The following is a 15,302-nucleotide window of genomic DNA, read 5'->3' as shown; positions in this document are numbered from 1 at the left end:
TCTTAAAGATATTCAATAACTTTAAGGTTAACTATTGACAAAAATTACCCGTTAAATTACGTTGAATGCAAATGACATTTGGCGAAATAACTGTCATATAAAATTATCAATTTACAATAAATGACACAAGTCATACCCAACATAACATACAAGAAGGTCTTTCCTTTAATTTTACTTTTCCCGCTCCTGATTGGCTGTAGTTGGGAGAAGCCGGAAGCTATTGAAAAAGCCTATGAAGACTTGCCGGAGGCCATAGATTTCAATTACCATGTTAAACCCATTCTTTCTGACAAATGCTTTGCCTGTCATGGGCCTGATGCCGCCAATCAAGAAGCGGATTTAAGGCTAGATTTGGAAGAGTTTGCATATGCCAGCCTTAAAAGCAATGCCGGTCATTATGCCATCGTCCCGGGAAAACCAGGTAAAAGTGAAGTCGTAAGCAGGATCTTAACCGAAGACAAGGAGTTATTGATGCCTCCACCTGAATCAAACTTAAGTCTAAGTGTAGCAGAAATTGCCACGCTGACAAAATGGATTGAACAAGGAGCAAAATACAAACCTCATTGGTCATTTATCCCTCCTGAAACACCTTACGTTCCTGACCTAGAGAATAAAGACTGGGCCAATAATGAAATTGATCATTTTGTAGCCGCCAAACTGAAAAGCGAAAATCTAAATCCTTCAGAAAAGGCCAACAAAGAAAACCTTATTCGTAGGGTAAGTTTTGACCTGACAGGCCTACCACCTTCCCTAGAAGAAATAGAGGCATTTGTTGAAAGTGATGACCCAAAGGCTTATGAAAAATTAGTGGACAGGCTGCTCGCTTCTGCAGCCTATGGTGAGCGAATGGCCGCAGACTGGATGGATGTAGCCCGGTATGCAGATTCAGATGGTTACCTAGATGATAAACACAGGGATTTTAGCCCTTACCGGGACTGGGTCATCCGAGCTTTTAACAAAAACATGTCCTATGAACAATTCATCACTTGGCAATTGGCCGGAGATCTTATTGAGGACCCCACCCAAGAGAGCATTTTAGCGACTGCTTTTAACCGACTACATAAAAAGAATTCTGAAGCCGGTATCGTTTTCGAAGAATACAGGGCAGAATATGTTGCAGACAGAACCTCCACCGTAGGAAAAGCCGTAATGGGTCTGAGTATGGAATGCGCCAGGTGCCATGACCACAAATATGATCCCATAAGTCAAAAAGAGTTCTACCAGCTTTCTGCCTTTTTTAATAGCACCAATGAATTGGGAACCGCTGTATATGGACCGGGACAAGTCCCGGGACCTGCATTATTATTGACCAGTGAAGAGCAGGACAAGCTGCTGGAATACATAGACAGCCAAATTAAATCCAAAAAAGGGCATCTGGAAGATTTAAAAAAAGGAGCCCTTAAAACAGCACAACAAGCATCGAATGCTACTGCCTTTCTAGCAAATGTTAAAAAAGACCTGTCTAAAAAACTTGTAGCTGCTTATGATTTTGATAAAATAATACCGGGGGACAAAAAAACCACCTTCACAAGTCCGGGAAAACCAACACAATCCGGATCGGTTCTGATAAAAGAGCCCGTGATCAAAGAAGACCACAAGGGCAAAGGCGTATTCATCAATGACTTTACTACCTTAAGTCTACCGGAAAAACTTGGCTGGTTTGACCAAACCGACCCATTTTCAGTAAGCCTGTCTGTATTTCCGGATACACTTTACAATGAAGCGGTATTGTTTACCCACTGTGAAGATATTCGGTTGGGATTAAAAGGATACTCCTTATTTCTAGAGGAAAACAAACTCAATTTTATTATCGCTTATAGTTGGCCGGACAATGCCATACAGGTAAAGACGGTTGACCCAATCCCAGTTAAAGAATGGACCAACCTCAGCATAACCTACGACGGACTGGGGAAAGCAGAGGGCATAGGCATCTACCTCAATGGAGAAAAGGTTCCCGTCACAGTATCTGCGGACAATATCTACAAATCCATTTTATTCAAACCCGACATTCACACCTACGGCTTCAGAGGTTTTGTCCTAGGGGTTAGAGACAAAATGAAGACCTTTTTGAATGGGGGGCTGGATGAATTGAAGATATACAATCAGGAATTGAGTCCATTGGAAGTGCTCTATGAGGTCAACCCGGAAAAAGCCACCGCTTTAATTTCCAAAAGCAAAGATCCCCAAGCAAGACAATTAATTGCAGATTACCTTTTCAATGCTTCCAATGAGCAGGCCAGACAGCTCAAAAATTCCTTAAAAGATTTAAGGAAAGAAAGGGCTAAAACCACTACCGACATCAAAGAAATAATGGTAATGGGAGATCTTGAAGAACCCAGACCAACCTTTGTATTGGATCGAGGGATGTACAATGCACCTACAGAGCAGGTGGAGCCGGGAATTCCTGAAACGGTACTTCCGTATGATGAAAAATTACCTAAAAACCGACTTGGCCTTACCAAATGGATTTTCGATCCTAAAAACCCATTGACAGCAAGGGTTTTTGTCAATAGGATCTGGCAAATGCATTTCGGAAAAGGACTAGTAGTTACTTCCGATGATTTTGGGAATCAGGGCAGCATGCCTACTCATCCTGAACTGCTGGATTGGCTGGCAGTACAATTTCGGGAATCCGGTTGGGACATTAAGAAAATGCATAAGCTAATCGTGATGTCTGCCACTTATCAGCAATCTTCCAAATACAGTCCTGAGCTGTTAGAGAAAGACCCTGACAATTTGCTTTTGGCGAGAGGGCCGAGTTTTAGGATGACAGCAGAGATGGTACGGGACAATGCCCTTGCCATAAGCGGTTTGCTCGTCCACAATACGAGTAGCGAAAGTGCCTACCCTTATCAGCCGGAAGGCCTTTGGGATGAAATCAGTACCAAATCCTGGAGATACAAATACTTACAGGAGCCCGGAGATGGACTTTACAGAAGAAGCCTTTACACCATTTGGAAAAGAACATCCGGCCCACCTTCCATGATGATTTTTGATGTAGGTGACAGGGCAGAATGTAAGGTAAGAAGGACAGAAACAAGCACACCCTTACAAGCTTTGGTATTGTTAAATGATCCTCAATATGTAGAAGCAGCAAGGGTGACAGCAGAAAAATTAATCAAAAAATACAAACCCCAAGAGCAACTTGCCAAGGCCTTTAAGTTAAGTACCGGCAGGCAAGCTGACGCCAAAGAGTTAGAGATTATTGAGCAGTTTTATCAGGAGGAAGAAGATAGATTTACTCAAAATAAAGGGGATGCTATGGCTTACTTAAGTACAGGCAATAAACCTGTAGACGATACACTGGACCCGGTAAGGGTCGCTTCTTTGGCAACAGTCATCAATGGCATCATGAATACTACAGACGGGTACACAATTAGATAATCGCCATGAAAGATAGAAACAACAACAAATTTGGAGAAACCAGACGTGGCTTTTTGAAAAAAACTTCACTGGGGTTTGGAGCAATGGCACTCTCCAGCCTGTTGGGTAACCAATACGGCTTTGCAGACAGCCCTGACAGTTCCGGTCTTTACAAACCACATGGGCTTAACACAGGAACCCATTTTCCGGCCAAAGCAAAGCGAGTCATTTATCTTTTTCAATCCGGTGGACCCTCTCAGATTGAAACTTTTGATTACAAACCATCACTGGAAAAGTGGCATGGAAAAGAAATCCCTCCCTCTGTTCAGGGCACGCAAAGAAATTCCGGCATGGTGGCAGATCAATCCACTTTCCCATTGGTGAAATCCATTTATGATTTCAAGCAATATGGACAATCCGGAGCTTGGGTAAGTGAAATTTTCCCTCACACGGCCAAGGTAGTAGACGAACTTTGCATTGTCAAGTCCATGATCACTGAAGCCATCAATCATGAACCTGCCGTCATGTTTATGCAGACAGGCTCTCAATTGAGCGGAAGGCCTTCAATCGGCTCTTGGCTGAGTTATGGCCTTGGAAGCGACAATGAGAATTTACCCAATTTTGTGGTTTTACTATCCAAAAGCCCTGGTTCTCAACCATTAAATTCCAATGCTTGGAGCAATGGTTTTTTGCCTTCCCACCATCAAGGTATTCAATTTCGCTCAGGAAAAGACCCGGTCTTGTACCTCAACAATCCCCACGGAGTGCATGACCATGACAGGCGCCGTGCCCTAGACCATATAGGTAAACTCAATGAACAACAGTTTGATTTATGGCAGGATCCGGAAATTCAGTCCAAGATCAGCCAATATGAAATGGCTTATAAGATGCAAAATTCCGTTCCGGAAGCTGTAGATACCAGTAATGAACCTGATTATATCTACGAACTTTATGGAGAGGACGCTAGAATTCCCGGAACCTATGCCTCCAATTGTCTTCAAGCCAGAAAACTAGCAGAGCGAGATGTTAAATTTATCCAGCTCTACCATATGGGCTGGGATCAACATGGTAGTTTGCCAAGTGGCATCAAAAGACAAGCCTTAAGCACAGACCAAGCTACTGCCGGCTTGATTCAGGACCTTAAGCAAAGAGGTTTGCTGGAGGACACACTGGTCGTCTGGGGTGGCGAGTTTGGTAGAACCAGCTTCTCTCAAGGAAGGCTTACGGCTGACAACTACGGAAGAGACCATCATCCGGGCTGTTTTACCATGTGGATGGCAGGGGCTGGAGTAAAAAAAGGAATGGTCTATGGAGAAACCGATGAATTCAGTTATAATGTAGCCGAAAACCCGGTGCATGTTCATGACTTTCAAGCCACTTTACTACACCTATTGGGTATAGACCATGAAAAACTAACTTTTAAACATCAAGGCAGAAGATTCAGACTAACTGATGTCCACGGACAGGTAGTCAATGAACTCTTAGCATAAATACGATTCATGCATTCACGAAGAAAATTCATCCAAAAATCCATCACCGGTGGTGCAGTATTTACTGCAGGCATCCCTCTTTTCAACATCAATTCAAATGCAGCGCAGCTTCAAAAGGACATGCTGGGCCATGGTGATTTCCAATACAGAATAGAAAGAGAATGGAGCAAAACCAATAGCAACAGCCATCCTGTAAATAACTGCCACGAAATGGTCTTGGATAAAAAGAACAGGCTAATACTGTTGACGGACCATCCGAAAAACAATGTCCTGATTTATGATACTTCAGGAAAAATTTTGGACACTTGGACATTGGGTTTTTCAGGTGCCCATGGGTTGTCGATTTCGGAAGAAGGTGGTGAAGAATTTTTGTTTGTTACAGATACCGGTTTAGGAAAAGTGGTAAAATGTAGCATGAATGGTGAAATTGTAATGGAATTGGATCACCCATCCAAGATAGGCACCTACACTGAACATGCATATTATCGCCCAACGGAAACAGCCATAGGCCCCAATGGGGATATTTATGTGGCCGATGGTTATGGTTCCCAGTTTATTTTGCAATTCGACAAGTCAGGTCAATTTATTCGCAAATTTGGCGGAGACAGTTTTCTCCAACCGGACAAATTTAAACAGGCACATGGTGTGGCCATAGATTACCGAGACCCTAGCAATCCGAGCCTACTTTGCTCTGCAAGAATAAAAAACACTTTCAAGCGCTTTACTTTAGAAGGGGAATACTTGGAAGACATTTATTTACCCGGTGCATTTATAAGCCGACCTGTTTTGGATGATGAAAATTTATACTCCAGTGTCTGTTTTGGTATGGAAAGAGACAATTATAACATGCATTTAAACAAAGGCTTTGTAACCATTTTAGACAAAGACAACAAAGTGGTTTCTAATCCCGGAGGCACCAAACCTGTTTATAAAAAAGGCAAACTTGAACTGATGTTTCAAGAAGAACCCATCTTCAAACATTGTCATGATGTGTGTTTGGACAGGGACAAAAACCTCTATGTTTGCCAATGGAATGCGGATGGTGTTTACCCCTATAAATTACACCGGGTATAATTTTACAGCTACCTTTTTCCTCTCCTTTTTGAAATTGTTGCAGGAAATGTAATTTATCTGTCCTACATTTGGGGTCAATAAGTTCTTTTATTATTTCTTTATCAACCGAAATAGGTTTTACTTAACGTGAATTAATAGGGAATCGTGTGAGAATCACGAACTGTCGCGCAACTGTAAGTAACTACAAAGGTTTTTACCCATAGCAAATCCACTGTTCTAATCTTTAGAATGGGAAGGAAGGTAAAAATGTTACAAGTCAGGAGACCTGCCTGTTTCGAATTGACAATGCTTTCGCGATCTAAAGTTTGGTGTCAGGTTGGATATTATCAACTAAAACAATTGTTTGCCATGGGATAACTGTGTTTTTTTTGATCAATTTCTACGACCAACTCCACTCCCATTTCTACAAAGCGTTTGAAATAAAGCAAAGGGCTTTTAACTCATTTTATTCATTAAAAAGTTAAAAGAACATGCAAACGCACATTCTTGGCTATCCGCGAATTGGTAGCAAACGAGAACTCAAAAAAGCCTGCGAGCAGTATTGGTCAGGCAAAATTTCCGGTACAGCATTAGAAGAGGCCGGAAAACAAATCCGTTTTCAAAATTGGAAAACCCAGCAAGAACAGGGAATAGACCTTATCCCTGTAAATGATTTCTCTTTTTATGATCAAGTGCTGGACATGTCCTTAACAGTAGGAGCCATTCCCGAAAGGTATGCAGCCCTTGTGAAAAATAAGGAGATTTCCCCTCTGGATCTTTATTTTGCCATGGCTCGAGGCTATCAAAAAGAGGGATTAGACATCACCGCCATGGAAATGACCAAATGGTTTGACACCAATTACCATTACCTAGTGCCGGAGTTTACAGTCGATCAAAGCTTCAGTAATCATTCTTCAAAGGTGGTTGAAGAATTTAAGGAGGCTAAAGAACTAGGAATCAAAGCCAAGCCGGTCCTAATAGGTCCAGTGACCTATCTCTGGCTAGGAAAAGAGAAAACCAATGGTTTTGAAAAAATTGACCTTATTCATAAGCTCCTTCCGGTATATTTGGAGATTCTTAAAGAATTGGTGGAAAATGGAGTGGATTGGGTGCAATTTGATGAACCGATTTTAGGCTTGGACCTCAATTCAAAGGAAAAAGAAGCTTTCCTTATGGTCTATAAAACCATTAGAGAAACGTTCCCCAAGCTAAAAACCTTACTGGCCACCTATTTTGAAGGATTAAATGACAATACAGCATTGGCATTGTCCCTCCCCGTGTGTGCCCTGCATCTGGATCTGGTCAGAAACTCCGAACAACTGGATGAAGTATTGGGACAAATTCCTGATAATCTGAGCATTTCTCTGGGCTTGGTTGATGGCCGAAACATTTGGAAAAATGACTTTGAAAAATCGCTAAAAATCATCAAAAAAGCCAGCCATACCCTTGGGCGAGAAAAGATCATGATTGCTCCCTCATGCTCCCTATTGCATGTTCCTTATGATTTGGAACTAGAAAGTCAAGAAGACACCTTATTACCTGAAATTAAAAGGTGGATGGCTTTTGCCAAGCAAAAATTAAAGGAAGTCACCTTATTGCAGAAACTCTCTTTACCCAATCCGGAAAAAAACCAGCTCTTGGAATATGAGGCCAATAAGGCCGCCATTGCTGATCGAAAAAACTCAGGATTAATTCACAATAAAGCTGTAAAACAAAGGGTAGAAGCCATCGCTCCTTCCGATGACAAAAGGAAGAGTGAATATGCGTCCCGAAGCATTCTTCAAAAAAACTTCCTACAACTACCCCTTTTACCTACCACCACCATTGGCTCTTTTCCTCAAACAGGAGAAGTGAGAAAGTGGAGATCTCAGTATAAGAAAGGGGTGATAGACAAGCATACCTATCAAAATTTATTGATAGAGGCCACAGAAAGCCTCATTCGCAAACAGGAAAAAATTGGCTTAGATGTATTGGTACATGGAGAGTATGAGAGAAATGACATGGTGGAATATTTTGGAGAACAACTGGCCGGCTTTACTTTCAGTCAATATGGCTGGGTGCAAAGTTACGGCAGTCGCTGTGTAAAACCACCGATCATTTTTGGTGACATCTCACGACCTGAACCGATAACAGTTTCCTGGTCTACCTATGCCCAATCCTTAACAAAAAGACGAGTAAAAGGCATGTTAACAGGGCCGGTAACTATCCTTCAATGGTCTTTTGTACGTAATGATCAAGACAGAGCTACTACATGTAAACAAATTGCCTTGGCCATAAGGGAAGAAGTGAAGGACCTTGAAAATGCAGGAATCAACATCATACAGATTGACGAACCTGCCATAAGAGAAGGGCTTCCATTGAGGAAATCGGCATGGGAAAACTACCTGAATTGGGCGACTCAAGCTTTCAGGCTGTCTTCTTCAGGCGTAAGTGATGCCACCCAAATTCACACCCATATGTGTTATTCGGAGTTCAATGACATAATGCCAAGTATTGCTGCCATGGATGCGGATGTGATTACCATCGAATGTTCTAGGTCTCAAATGGAGCTATTGGATGTATTTGCAGATTTTAAGTATCCCAATGAAATAGGCCCCGGCGTCTATGACATCCATTCACCAAGAGTACCTAGCCAAAAAGAAATGGTACAATTGATAAAAAAGGCTCAGGATGTAATTCCTACAGCTAAACTTTGGGTAAACCCGGATTGCGGGCTTAAAACCAGAAAATGGGAGGAAACAGAAAAAGCGCTAATACTTATGGTTGAAGCTGCCAGAGAGTTGAGAGAAATAGCACGTGTTTCCAGCGATTTAACTTAACTCATTTTATACCCCGGGTTAGGTAAATCATTCCACCTAATCCGGGTTATTTTTACTGATCCTGAGGAGTACTCAATTGCTGGTGAAGCAATTCATCTTCCATCATTCTTCGCTCAATTTCCTCTGCATAAGTCCTCCCGGGTTTAAATCCATACTGGGTATAAGCTTTAGCTGCCCATTCCTTAGCCAAAAATAAATCGCCAAGCACTTCTTGCCCCAAAGCAATATTGTAACACAGCTTGCCATAGGTTTTTTCGTCAGCGGGAAGCGATAAGCCCTCTTCCCAACTTTGGATGGCATTCCCCCATTTATCTACCTCTGCATAGCGTGCGCCTTTTTCTAAGGAGGTGCTTTTCTTTGATTTAGCATAGAAAGTACGGTTTATATCAAGGTACATGGGTGCAATTCTTCGGACATAGGCTGCACCTGCCATCTGCCCAACATACCTGGTAGCCTGAGCTTTTTCTATAAGCAAGGCCATTGCCTGTGTCTTGGTCTCAGCCTCGGCAGACCAAAGGTTATTTTTCACCAGATCATCCTGATCCAAAATTGATCCGCTCTCAGGATCATACAACCTGAATCCTACCCGAACAGTGGCCACTCCTTCCACCAAGACCCCGGGTACTTCGATGGTTCGGGCATCTTCACCTTTGCCTATTTTCTTTTTTATTTTGATCTTTTTATCTTCAAGGACAAAATCAGAACTGAATTTTTCCAAAGTCAATACAGCATCTGTCTGGTAACGCTTACAAAGGGCCCTTACCATTTCTCGATTCAATGGATTGGGAAATGTCTGCGAAAATAAACCGCCTGTCAACCGCTCATTGGCCCTTACAATTTTATATCGTGGAGAGGTACTCAGCTCTTGTTGTACAGTAGCCAAAGTTCCGTCTATGGCATTTTTCACTTCAAAAGGTAGCTCACCTGTTAGAATTCCTTCAATAATGGCTACACCTTGACTTTCAGGTTTGGTCCTATCCACAATGAGTAAACGCTGTATATGGTTAGGAACATTAATTTCCGCAGGCATCAACCTGGTCAAGGATACATTTTTAGTACATGAACCCAGTACCAAGAGCGCAATAAAAATATATAAGGTATTATGGGATTTTAAATTCAGAAACTTCATAAGGCAAGGGCGGTTATTTTGCAATTTAAGGCGAATAAGCAAATCTAATGCCCAACCATAAGCAAAAAAAGGACTTTTCTTTCGAAAAGTCCTTTTTCCTATAAAATTGAATTCATTATTTACCAAGGCTTACCGGTACCCTGAATAACCCAAGGTTTTGACCAAGCACTATTGGCTCCATCAACTTCCGAGAGGTTGGTTGTTTCTAAACGGCTTGTGGCAAGCTCTGCATTCGATTTATTAAGATTCATCTCCTCCACCATATAATAAAACCGAACAGGTATGGCTGCTCTTATAGTATAAGGCCCGGCCTCCAATTCGGGATAGCCTGTTCTTCGGTAATCAAACCATGCTTCAGCAGCTGTGGTCCAAGAAGCAATCCATTTTTGTTCAATCAATTGTTTAACAGTGCCATCAAACATTACATTTTCTTGTTGAAGATAAGCTTCAGCTTGATCAGATAAGCCCCAAGTAGCAAAAGAGGACTGGATTGCTTTATTGTAATAGTCTTCTGCGGTTCCTCCAACAGCCCAACCTTTAAATGCTGCTTCAGCTAGAATAAAATTGACTTCCGTTGCATTAATTAACCTGGCTTTTAACAAAGGTCCATTTGTTTCTCTATATCGATCATTTAACCATGAAACATGTGGATTAAATGCAGCTTGGTTGGCATCCGGACTTAGGTTATAAACTTGCGCTCCGGCTATTCCCGGAGGAATTCCTACATAATCCTGGTTTTGACTGATGTCTTCTAGGGCAACATTCTTGGCTTCTAATGCATCCGGAGAAAGGTATCTTTTCCCATCTTGTATTACATCTGTTCCTGCAGGCAAACTTGCATCCACCACCAAAGGGATTTCCACAGGATTGGCCCAAACCCCAAGTCTTGGGTCATTTTTGGCCCGCATGGCTTCTACCAACGTTTCGCACATTTTTAACCGCCTATAATTACTCGCATCCACATCAAATTTGGTGTTATTAGGCCAGCTACTTGCTTCACTTTCAGTGTTAAAGGACATGGACGCATCATCTCCCGGATCAGTAATGATAGGGTTGGTACCCGGATCGGCTAAAATTCCTTCTATGCCTTGCTTGGCAAAGTCAGGTAATTTCTCTGACAACCTCATATAAAACCTAAGCCTAAGTGAATTGGCCATTTTTTGCCATTTGGAAGGATCTCCATTAAAATATACGTCTGCACTTTCAATAGAGCTGTTATAGGCGGATTGAGGTTGTGATAGCAATTGATTCGCCATTTCCAATTCATCAAGAATCCCTCGATAAATGTCTTCCTGTGTATCAAATTCAGGAAAAGTTCCTTCAGGGGTTCCTTCAGCACCTTTGAGTGCTTGTGAATAAGGTGCATCCCCCCATAGATCTGTAATCAAACCGAACATCATTCCTCGAATCACCAAAGTGACACCTTGATGCAGTTCTTGATCCAATTCAACAGCCCTTTCGTATACAAATTGGTTGTTCCTAAGAATAGCATAATATCCTGACCAACTATTGCTTCGATTCCAGTCATAGGAATTATGAGAACCGGACCAGCCATCTTTTTGCGTATGTTGCATTACCCCTGCAATGTCCTGGTAACCAAGATCCAGTACAGTTTTACCTGCTTCAGTCAATACCGTTGACAGCACAAGGTTGGGATTGGCCGATTCAGGGCTTGCACCATTTGGATCAATATTCATCTCTATGAGATCTTCCTTACAGGAAAATGTACACAGCAATAAAAGCGCCCAACCGAATATTAATTTATTTTTGATAATCATAGTAATTTCGTTTATCAGTTGAAAACTAACAATTAAAAAGTAGCATTTATTTTAAACCCAATTGGCATCACCCAAGGCATCACATTCCACCTTTCTATTCCTTGTTTGAATTGGGTACCTGCTTGTACGCTTGAGGAAGGTTGAAAAGCCATCTCAGGATCTATATTAATTTTTGCTGCGGTCCAAAGGATAATATTTCGGCTGTAAACAGAAAAACTAAGGTTCTGCATTTTTAGTGAATTGGCAAAGGTTTGGGGCAGATCATATCCAAAAGAAACTTCTCTCAATTTCACAAAGGAAGCATCATATAGGAATGCCCTAGCAAAACTCCAGGCGGTACTACCTGCATAAGGCAAGGTTAAAGTTCCTCCGGGCTCGCCAATATTTTCACCCAGATTTTCGGCATAAGCAGTAGGATTCCCATTGTCATCAAATTCTGTGGCATACACCCCCGGTATGAAAACACCTCCATGAGGCAAGGTAAAAGGTCCAAAGGTAAATGGATAACTACCGTATTCAGGAGTAGGCCCACCTACTAGTGGAAAATTGTTGCCATTGATTAAAATCATAGACTCCTGGTTGTCCACCAGGTAATTCTTCAGTGCTTCTCCTTCCAATTCTCCCGGATTGATCAGCTTATCCAAGAATACTGATGACCTGCCATGCTCCTCACCGAATCGGTAGGTTTGGGACACAAAATCCCCTCCACTTCTCCAATCAAAGGTCAAGTTCAAATGAAAGTTCTTGTAAGACAATGAAGTTTGCATACCCAACACAAAATCCGGATTGAAATTACCTATTTTATTTCTTGAACTTACCGCATCTATGCTTTGCCATTTACCGGTTTGGTCCAAAATTGGATAACCAAAATAGGGTGATTCAGTATCTTTTACTGTAACCACCTCAGCATCATAAATATCGCCAATCTCTTCTCCTACATAGGTCCAAGACCCCCCTCTTGCATCTTCCCATAGGGTGTAATAGGGCATATTATCAGCCAGTTCAATAATTTTGGTCCTGTTACGGGTAAGATTCAGATTGACTGACCAGTCCCAATTATTGTTTCGGATAATGTCGGTTCCAAGAGATAATTCAACCCCTTCACTTTGCAATAAACCTGCATTGATTCTTTTTGAAGTATAACCAGTGGATGGTGGTAAATCAATGGGTAGAATTTGATTTTCATTCTGAACTTTATAGTAAGTTCCACTAAACCTAAGCCGATCATTAAAAAAATGCAAGTCAATTCCACCCTCGTAGGAGGTGGCGATCTCAGGTTTTAAGGTAGGGTTCAGCAAACCATTTCGCAAGGAAAGTCTTGGTATATCACCCCAAGCGCCTGCATTATATAAGGTAGCCAATAGTTGGTAAGGGTTGGCATCATTCCCTACAGAAGCATAGCCACCTCTTAATTTGACCAAGCTGAAAGGCTCAGGTAATTCCAGCATTTCGCTGACCAATACACTTAAGGCAGCAGAAGGGTAAAAATAAGGATCCGCTTCCGGCAAGGTACTAGACCAGTCATTTCTGGCTGTAAGATCCAAGTAAAGCATGTCCTTGTAAGAAAAGTTAGCCAATCCATAAATACTATGAATCCCTCTTTCAAAGCTACTATTGCCGTAATCAATATTCGCAGGAGCTATATTGCTTAATGTAAACACGCCTGGCGTAATCAAACCTACACCTGACTTGGTTCCAGCATATAAGTTACTACCATTTTGGTACCTAATGTTACCCCCACCTGAAAGGGTAATACCAAAATCATTTACATCCTTATTATAGGTAAGCAAGAAATCTGCATTGGTTTCCAAGCCATGAAGCTCTGTGATACCATAAGCCCCATCCGGTTCCTGACTGTAACTTCGGCCTATTTTACTTTCTCTGGTTTCATTGTACAAGTCCAGAGAATAACGGGCAAAAAAGTTAAAGGATGGAGATATCTGCCAATCTGCTTTTACATTTCCAAAAACCCTATCCCTTTTAAAGCTATTGTTCACTTCATTGGCAAGGAAATAAGGATTATCTGTCACCCTTACTTCTCCACCCGCGTCCATGGTTTTTTGTTCCAATCCCTCTTGTCCCGGAAGCCAATAATCCTCCAGATCCAGAATATTAACATGTGGAGAGGTTTCATAAGCCCACTGTAAAGGGTTGGTTCCACGTTCTCCCGCAGGTCTATTATTGGAGTTGTTTCGGCTAACATCAATATTGGTACTGATATTCAACTTATCATTTACCTTAATATTGGAATTAATATTCAAGGTGTTTCTGAACAAGTCTGAATTGGGTATAATACCTTTATTTCGCATATTGGAATAAGAGATCCTATAGTTCATGGCATCATTGCTATTGGCAATTGAAAAACTATTGGAAGTGGTTATACCAGTTTGTACAAAATTTTGAACATTGTTAGGATAGGAAACCAAAGGCATCGCTATGGGATTACCATTTTCATCCAATGGACTGTTCCACTGCACTTGCTCATAGCCTTTGTCCAACTCTGCACCAAAGGCAGCATTTACGTTTTCTTGAACCAGGCTACCAAAAGGGTTGGTCAATGGATTACCACTAACATCTACAGGAATCGCAGAATATTGTCCTGCACCAAATTTACTGTGCCATTTAAGAAATTTATAAGGCACATCAAAAACCGTATTGGTACTGACATTGACTGTTAATCGGTCTACATTACCTCCTTTGGTGGTAATAAGTACCACTCCATTTCCTGCTCGGGATCCATAAAGGGCTGCAGCACTTGGTCCTTTCAATATGGAAATGTCTGCAATATCATCAGGGTTAAGCCCCGAAATGGCATTGCCATAATCGACTCTATTTTCAGAACCAACTGAAGAGACATTATTTAGGGTATTGGCAATCGGGACACCATCCACTACAAAAAGTGGCTGGTTATCAGTACTCAGCGAAGTGGCTCCTCTAATTACCATACTTACCGATGAACCTGTACCCCCTGTAGTACTGATGGTAGCACCCGCCACTTTACCGGCCATTGCATTCAGGAAGCTTTCTTGCGCCACTCTGGTCATTTCTTCTCCTTCCACACGTTCGATGGAATAACCTAAAGAAATTTCCTCCCTTTTAATTCCGAGAGCAGTCACTACCACTTCATTCATTTCAGAAGCATCTTCTGAAAGTGAAACATTAATTACAGATCGATTACCTACCACTTCATTTACCGGCTCAAAACCAATGAAGGAAAAAACCAATACCGCATTATTGTCGGGCACAGTTATGGAGTAGTCTCCATTGACATCTGTGGCTGTGCCTGTCTGACCTCCCTGAAGCAATACATTTACTCCGGGAATTCCTAGGCCATCTCCCGTGGAGGTGACCTTACCTGTGACCTTTCTACTTTGGGCCAACGCATCTGGAACCATGGATCCTATCAGGAAACACAGTATAATTAAATGATACCAGTTATTGAATTTAGTAAACCTCTTCACCATAAATTATTTTTATAGTTTATACCTTTTTTTAATTATACTCCAATACTTCAAAACATACTACTCCAAACACAATATATATTGGCAAATAAAGTTTTCATCAAAAGGTCAACCAATACACTACTAACTATTACGTATTTCTATTTTGTTATCGCAATGTTAAGGTAATATTTATTCTGATACCCACCGATCATGATGTAGATTTACCA

7 protein-coding genes and 1 riboswitch are annotated in these 15,302 nt (G+C 41.5%); of the genes, 4 read left to right on the top strand and 3 right to left on the bottom strand.

Translation table 11 applies throughout. The features are described from left to right. Window positions 1-120: 120 nt before the first annotated feature. From Q4534_RS15920 to metE, 4 genes are all read left to right on the top strand, one after another. Window positions 121-3,384: a DUF1553 domain-containing protein gene (locus tag Q4534_RS15920; RefSeq protein ID WP_303614136.1), complete on the top strand. Its 3,264-nt coding sequence runs from the start codon at window positions 121-123 to the stop codon at window positions 3,382-3,384. 5 nt (window positions 3,385-3,389) lie between these two features. Then, complete coding sequence (locus Q4534_RS15915; protein WP_303614135.1) at window positions 3,390-4,853, top strand: DUF1501 domain-containing protein; 1,464 nt, start codon at window positions 3,390-3,392, stop codon at window positions 4,851-4,853. 9 nt (window positions 4,854-4,862) lie between these two features. Next, complete coding sequence (locus Q4534_RS15910; RefSeq protein ID WP_303614134.1) at window positions 4,863-5,927, top strand: 6-bladed beta-propeller; 1,065 nt, start codon at window positions 4,863-4,865, stop codon at window positions 5,925-5,927. Between the two features lie 95 nt (window positions 5,928-6,022). Next, a riboswitch (cobalamin riboswitch) is annotated at window positions 6,023-6,215 on the top strand. 182 nt (window positions 6,216-6,397) lie between these two features. Then, window positions 6,398-8,725 carry a 5-methyltetrahydropteroyltriglutamate--homocysteine S-methyltransferase gene (metE, locus tag Q4534_RS15905; RefSeq protein WP_303614133.1) on the top strand — a complete coding sequence of 776 codons (2,328 nt, stop codon included), beginning with the start codon at window positions 6,398-6,400 and terminating at the stop codon, window positions 8,723-8,725. 52 nt (window positions 8,726-8,777) lie between these two features. Here metE and Q4534_RS15900 read toward each other — a convergent pair whose 3' ends face one another. The 3 genes from Q4534_RS15900 to Q4534_RS15890 form a co-directional block, all read right to left on the bottom strand. Then, window positions 8,778-9,854 (bottom strand): DUF6340 family protein, encoded by a 1,077-nt coding sequence (locus tag Q4534_RS15900; protein ID WP_303614132.1) that lies wholly within the window; start codon window positions 9,852-9,854, stop codon window positions 8,778-8,780. Window positions 9,855-9,973: 119 nt separating this feature from the next. Beyond that, entirely contained in the window at window positions 9,974-11,632 is a 1,659-nt protein-coding gene (locus Q4534_RS15895) for a SusD/RagB family nutrient-binding outer membrane lipoprotein (RefSeq protein ID WP_303614131.1), read from the bottom strand. 32 nt (window positions 11,633-11,664) lie between these two features. Further along, entirely contained in the window at window positions 11,665-15,096 is a 3,432-nt protein-coding gene (locus Q4534_RS15890; protein WP_303614130.1) for a SusC/RagA family TonB-linked outer membrane protein, read from the bottom strand. Between the last annotated feature and the right edge of the window lie 206 nt (window positions 15,097-15,302).

It is taken from the genome of Cyclobacterium sp. 1_MG-2023, from assembly GCF_030546805.1.
Classification (GTDB): domain Bacteria; phylum Bacteroidota; class Bacteroidia; order Cytophagales; family Cyclobacteriaceae; genus Cyclobacterium.
This window is presented reverse-complemented; position numbering and strand designations above follow the sequence as displayed.

What these genes read in the sequence shown, in the direction of transcription:
- Q4534_RS15920 (WP_303614136.1), top strand. Translation starts at nt 121, where the DNA reads ATGACACAAGTCATACCCAACATAACATACAAGAAGGTCTTTCCTTTA.
- Q4534_RS15915 (WP_303614135.1), top strand. Translation starts at nt 3,390, where the DNA reads ATGAAAGATAGAAACAACAACAAATTTGGAGAAACCAGACGTGGCTTT.
- Q4534_RS15910 (WP_303614134.1), top strand. Translation starts at nt 4,863, where the DNA reads ATGCATTCACGAAGAAAATTCATCCAAAAATCCATCACCGGTGGTGCA.
- metE (WP_303614133.1), top strand. Translation starts at nt 6,398, where the DNA reads ATGCAAACGCACATTCTTGGCTATCCGCGAATTGGTAGCAAACGAGAA.
- Q4534_RS15900 (WP_303614132.1), bottom strand. Translation starts at nt 9,854, where the DNA reads ATGAAGTTTCTGAATTTAAAATCCCATAATACCTTATATATTTTTATT.
- Q4534_RS15895 (WP_303614131.1), bottom strand. Translation starts at nt 11,632, where the DNA reads ATGATTATCAAAAATAAATTAATATTCGGTTGGGCGCTTTTATTGCTG.
- Q4534_RS15890 (WP_303614130.1), bottom strand. Translation starts at nt 15,096, where the DNA reads ATGGTGAAGAGGTTTACTAAATTCAATAACTGGTATCATTTAATTATA.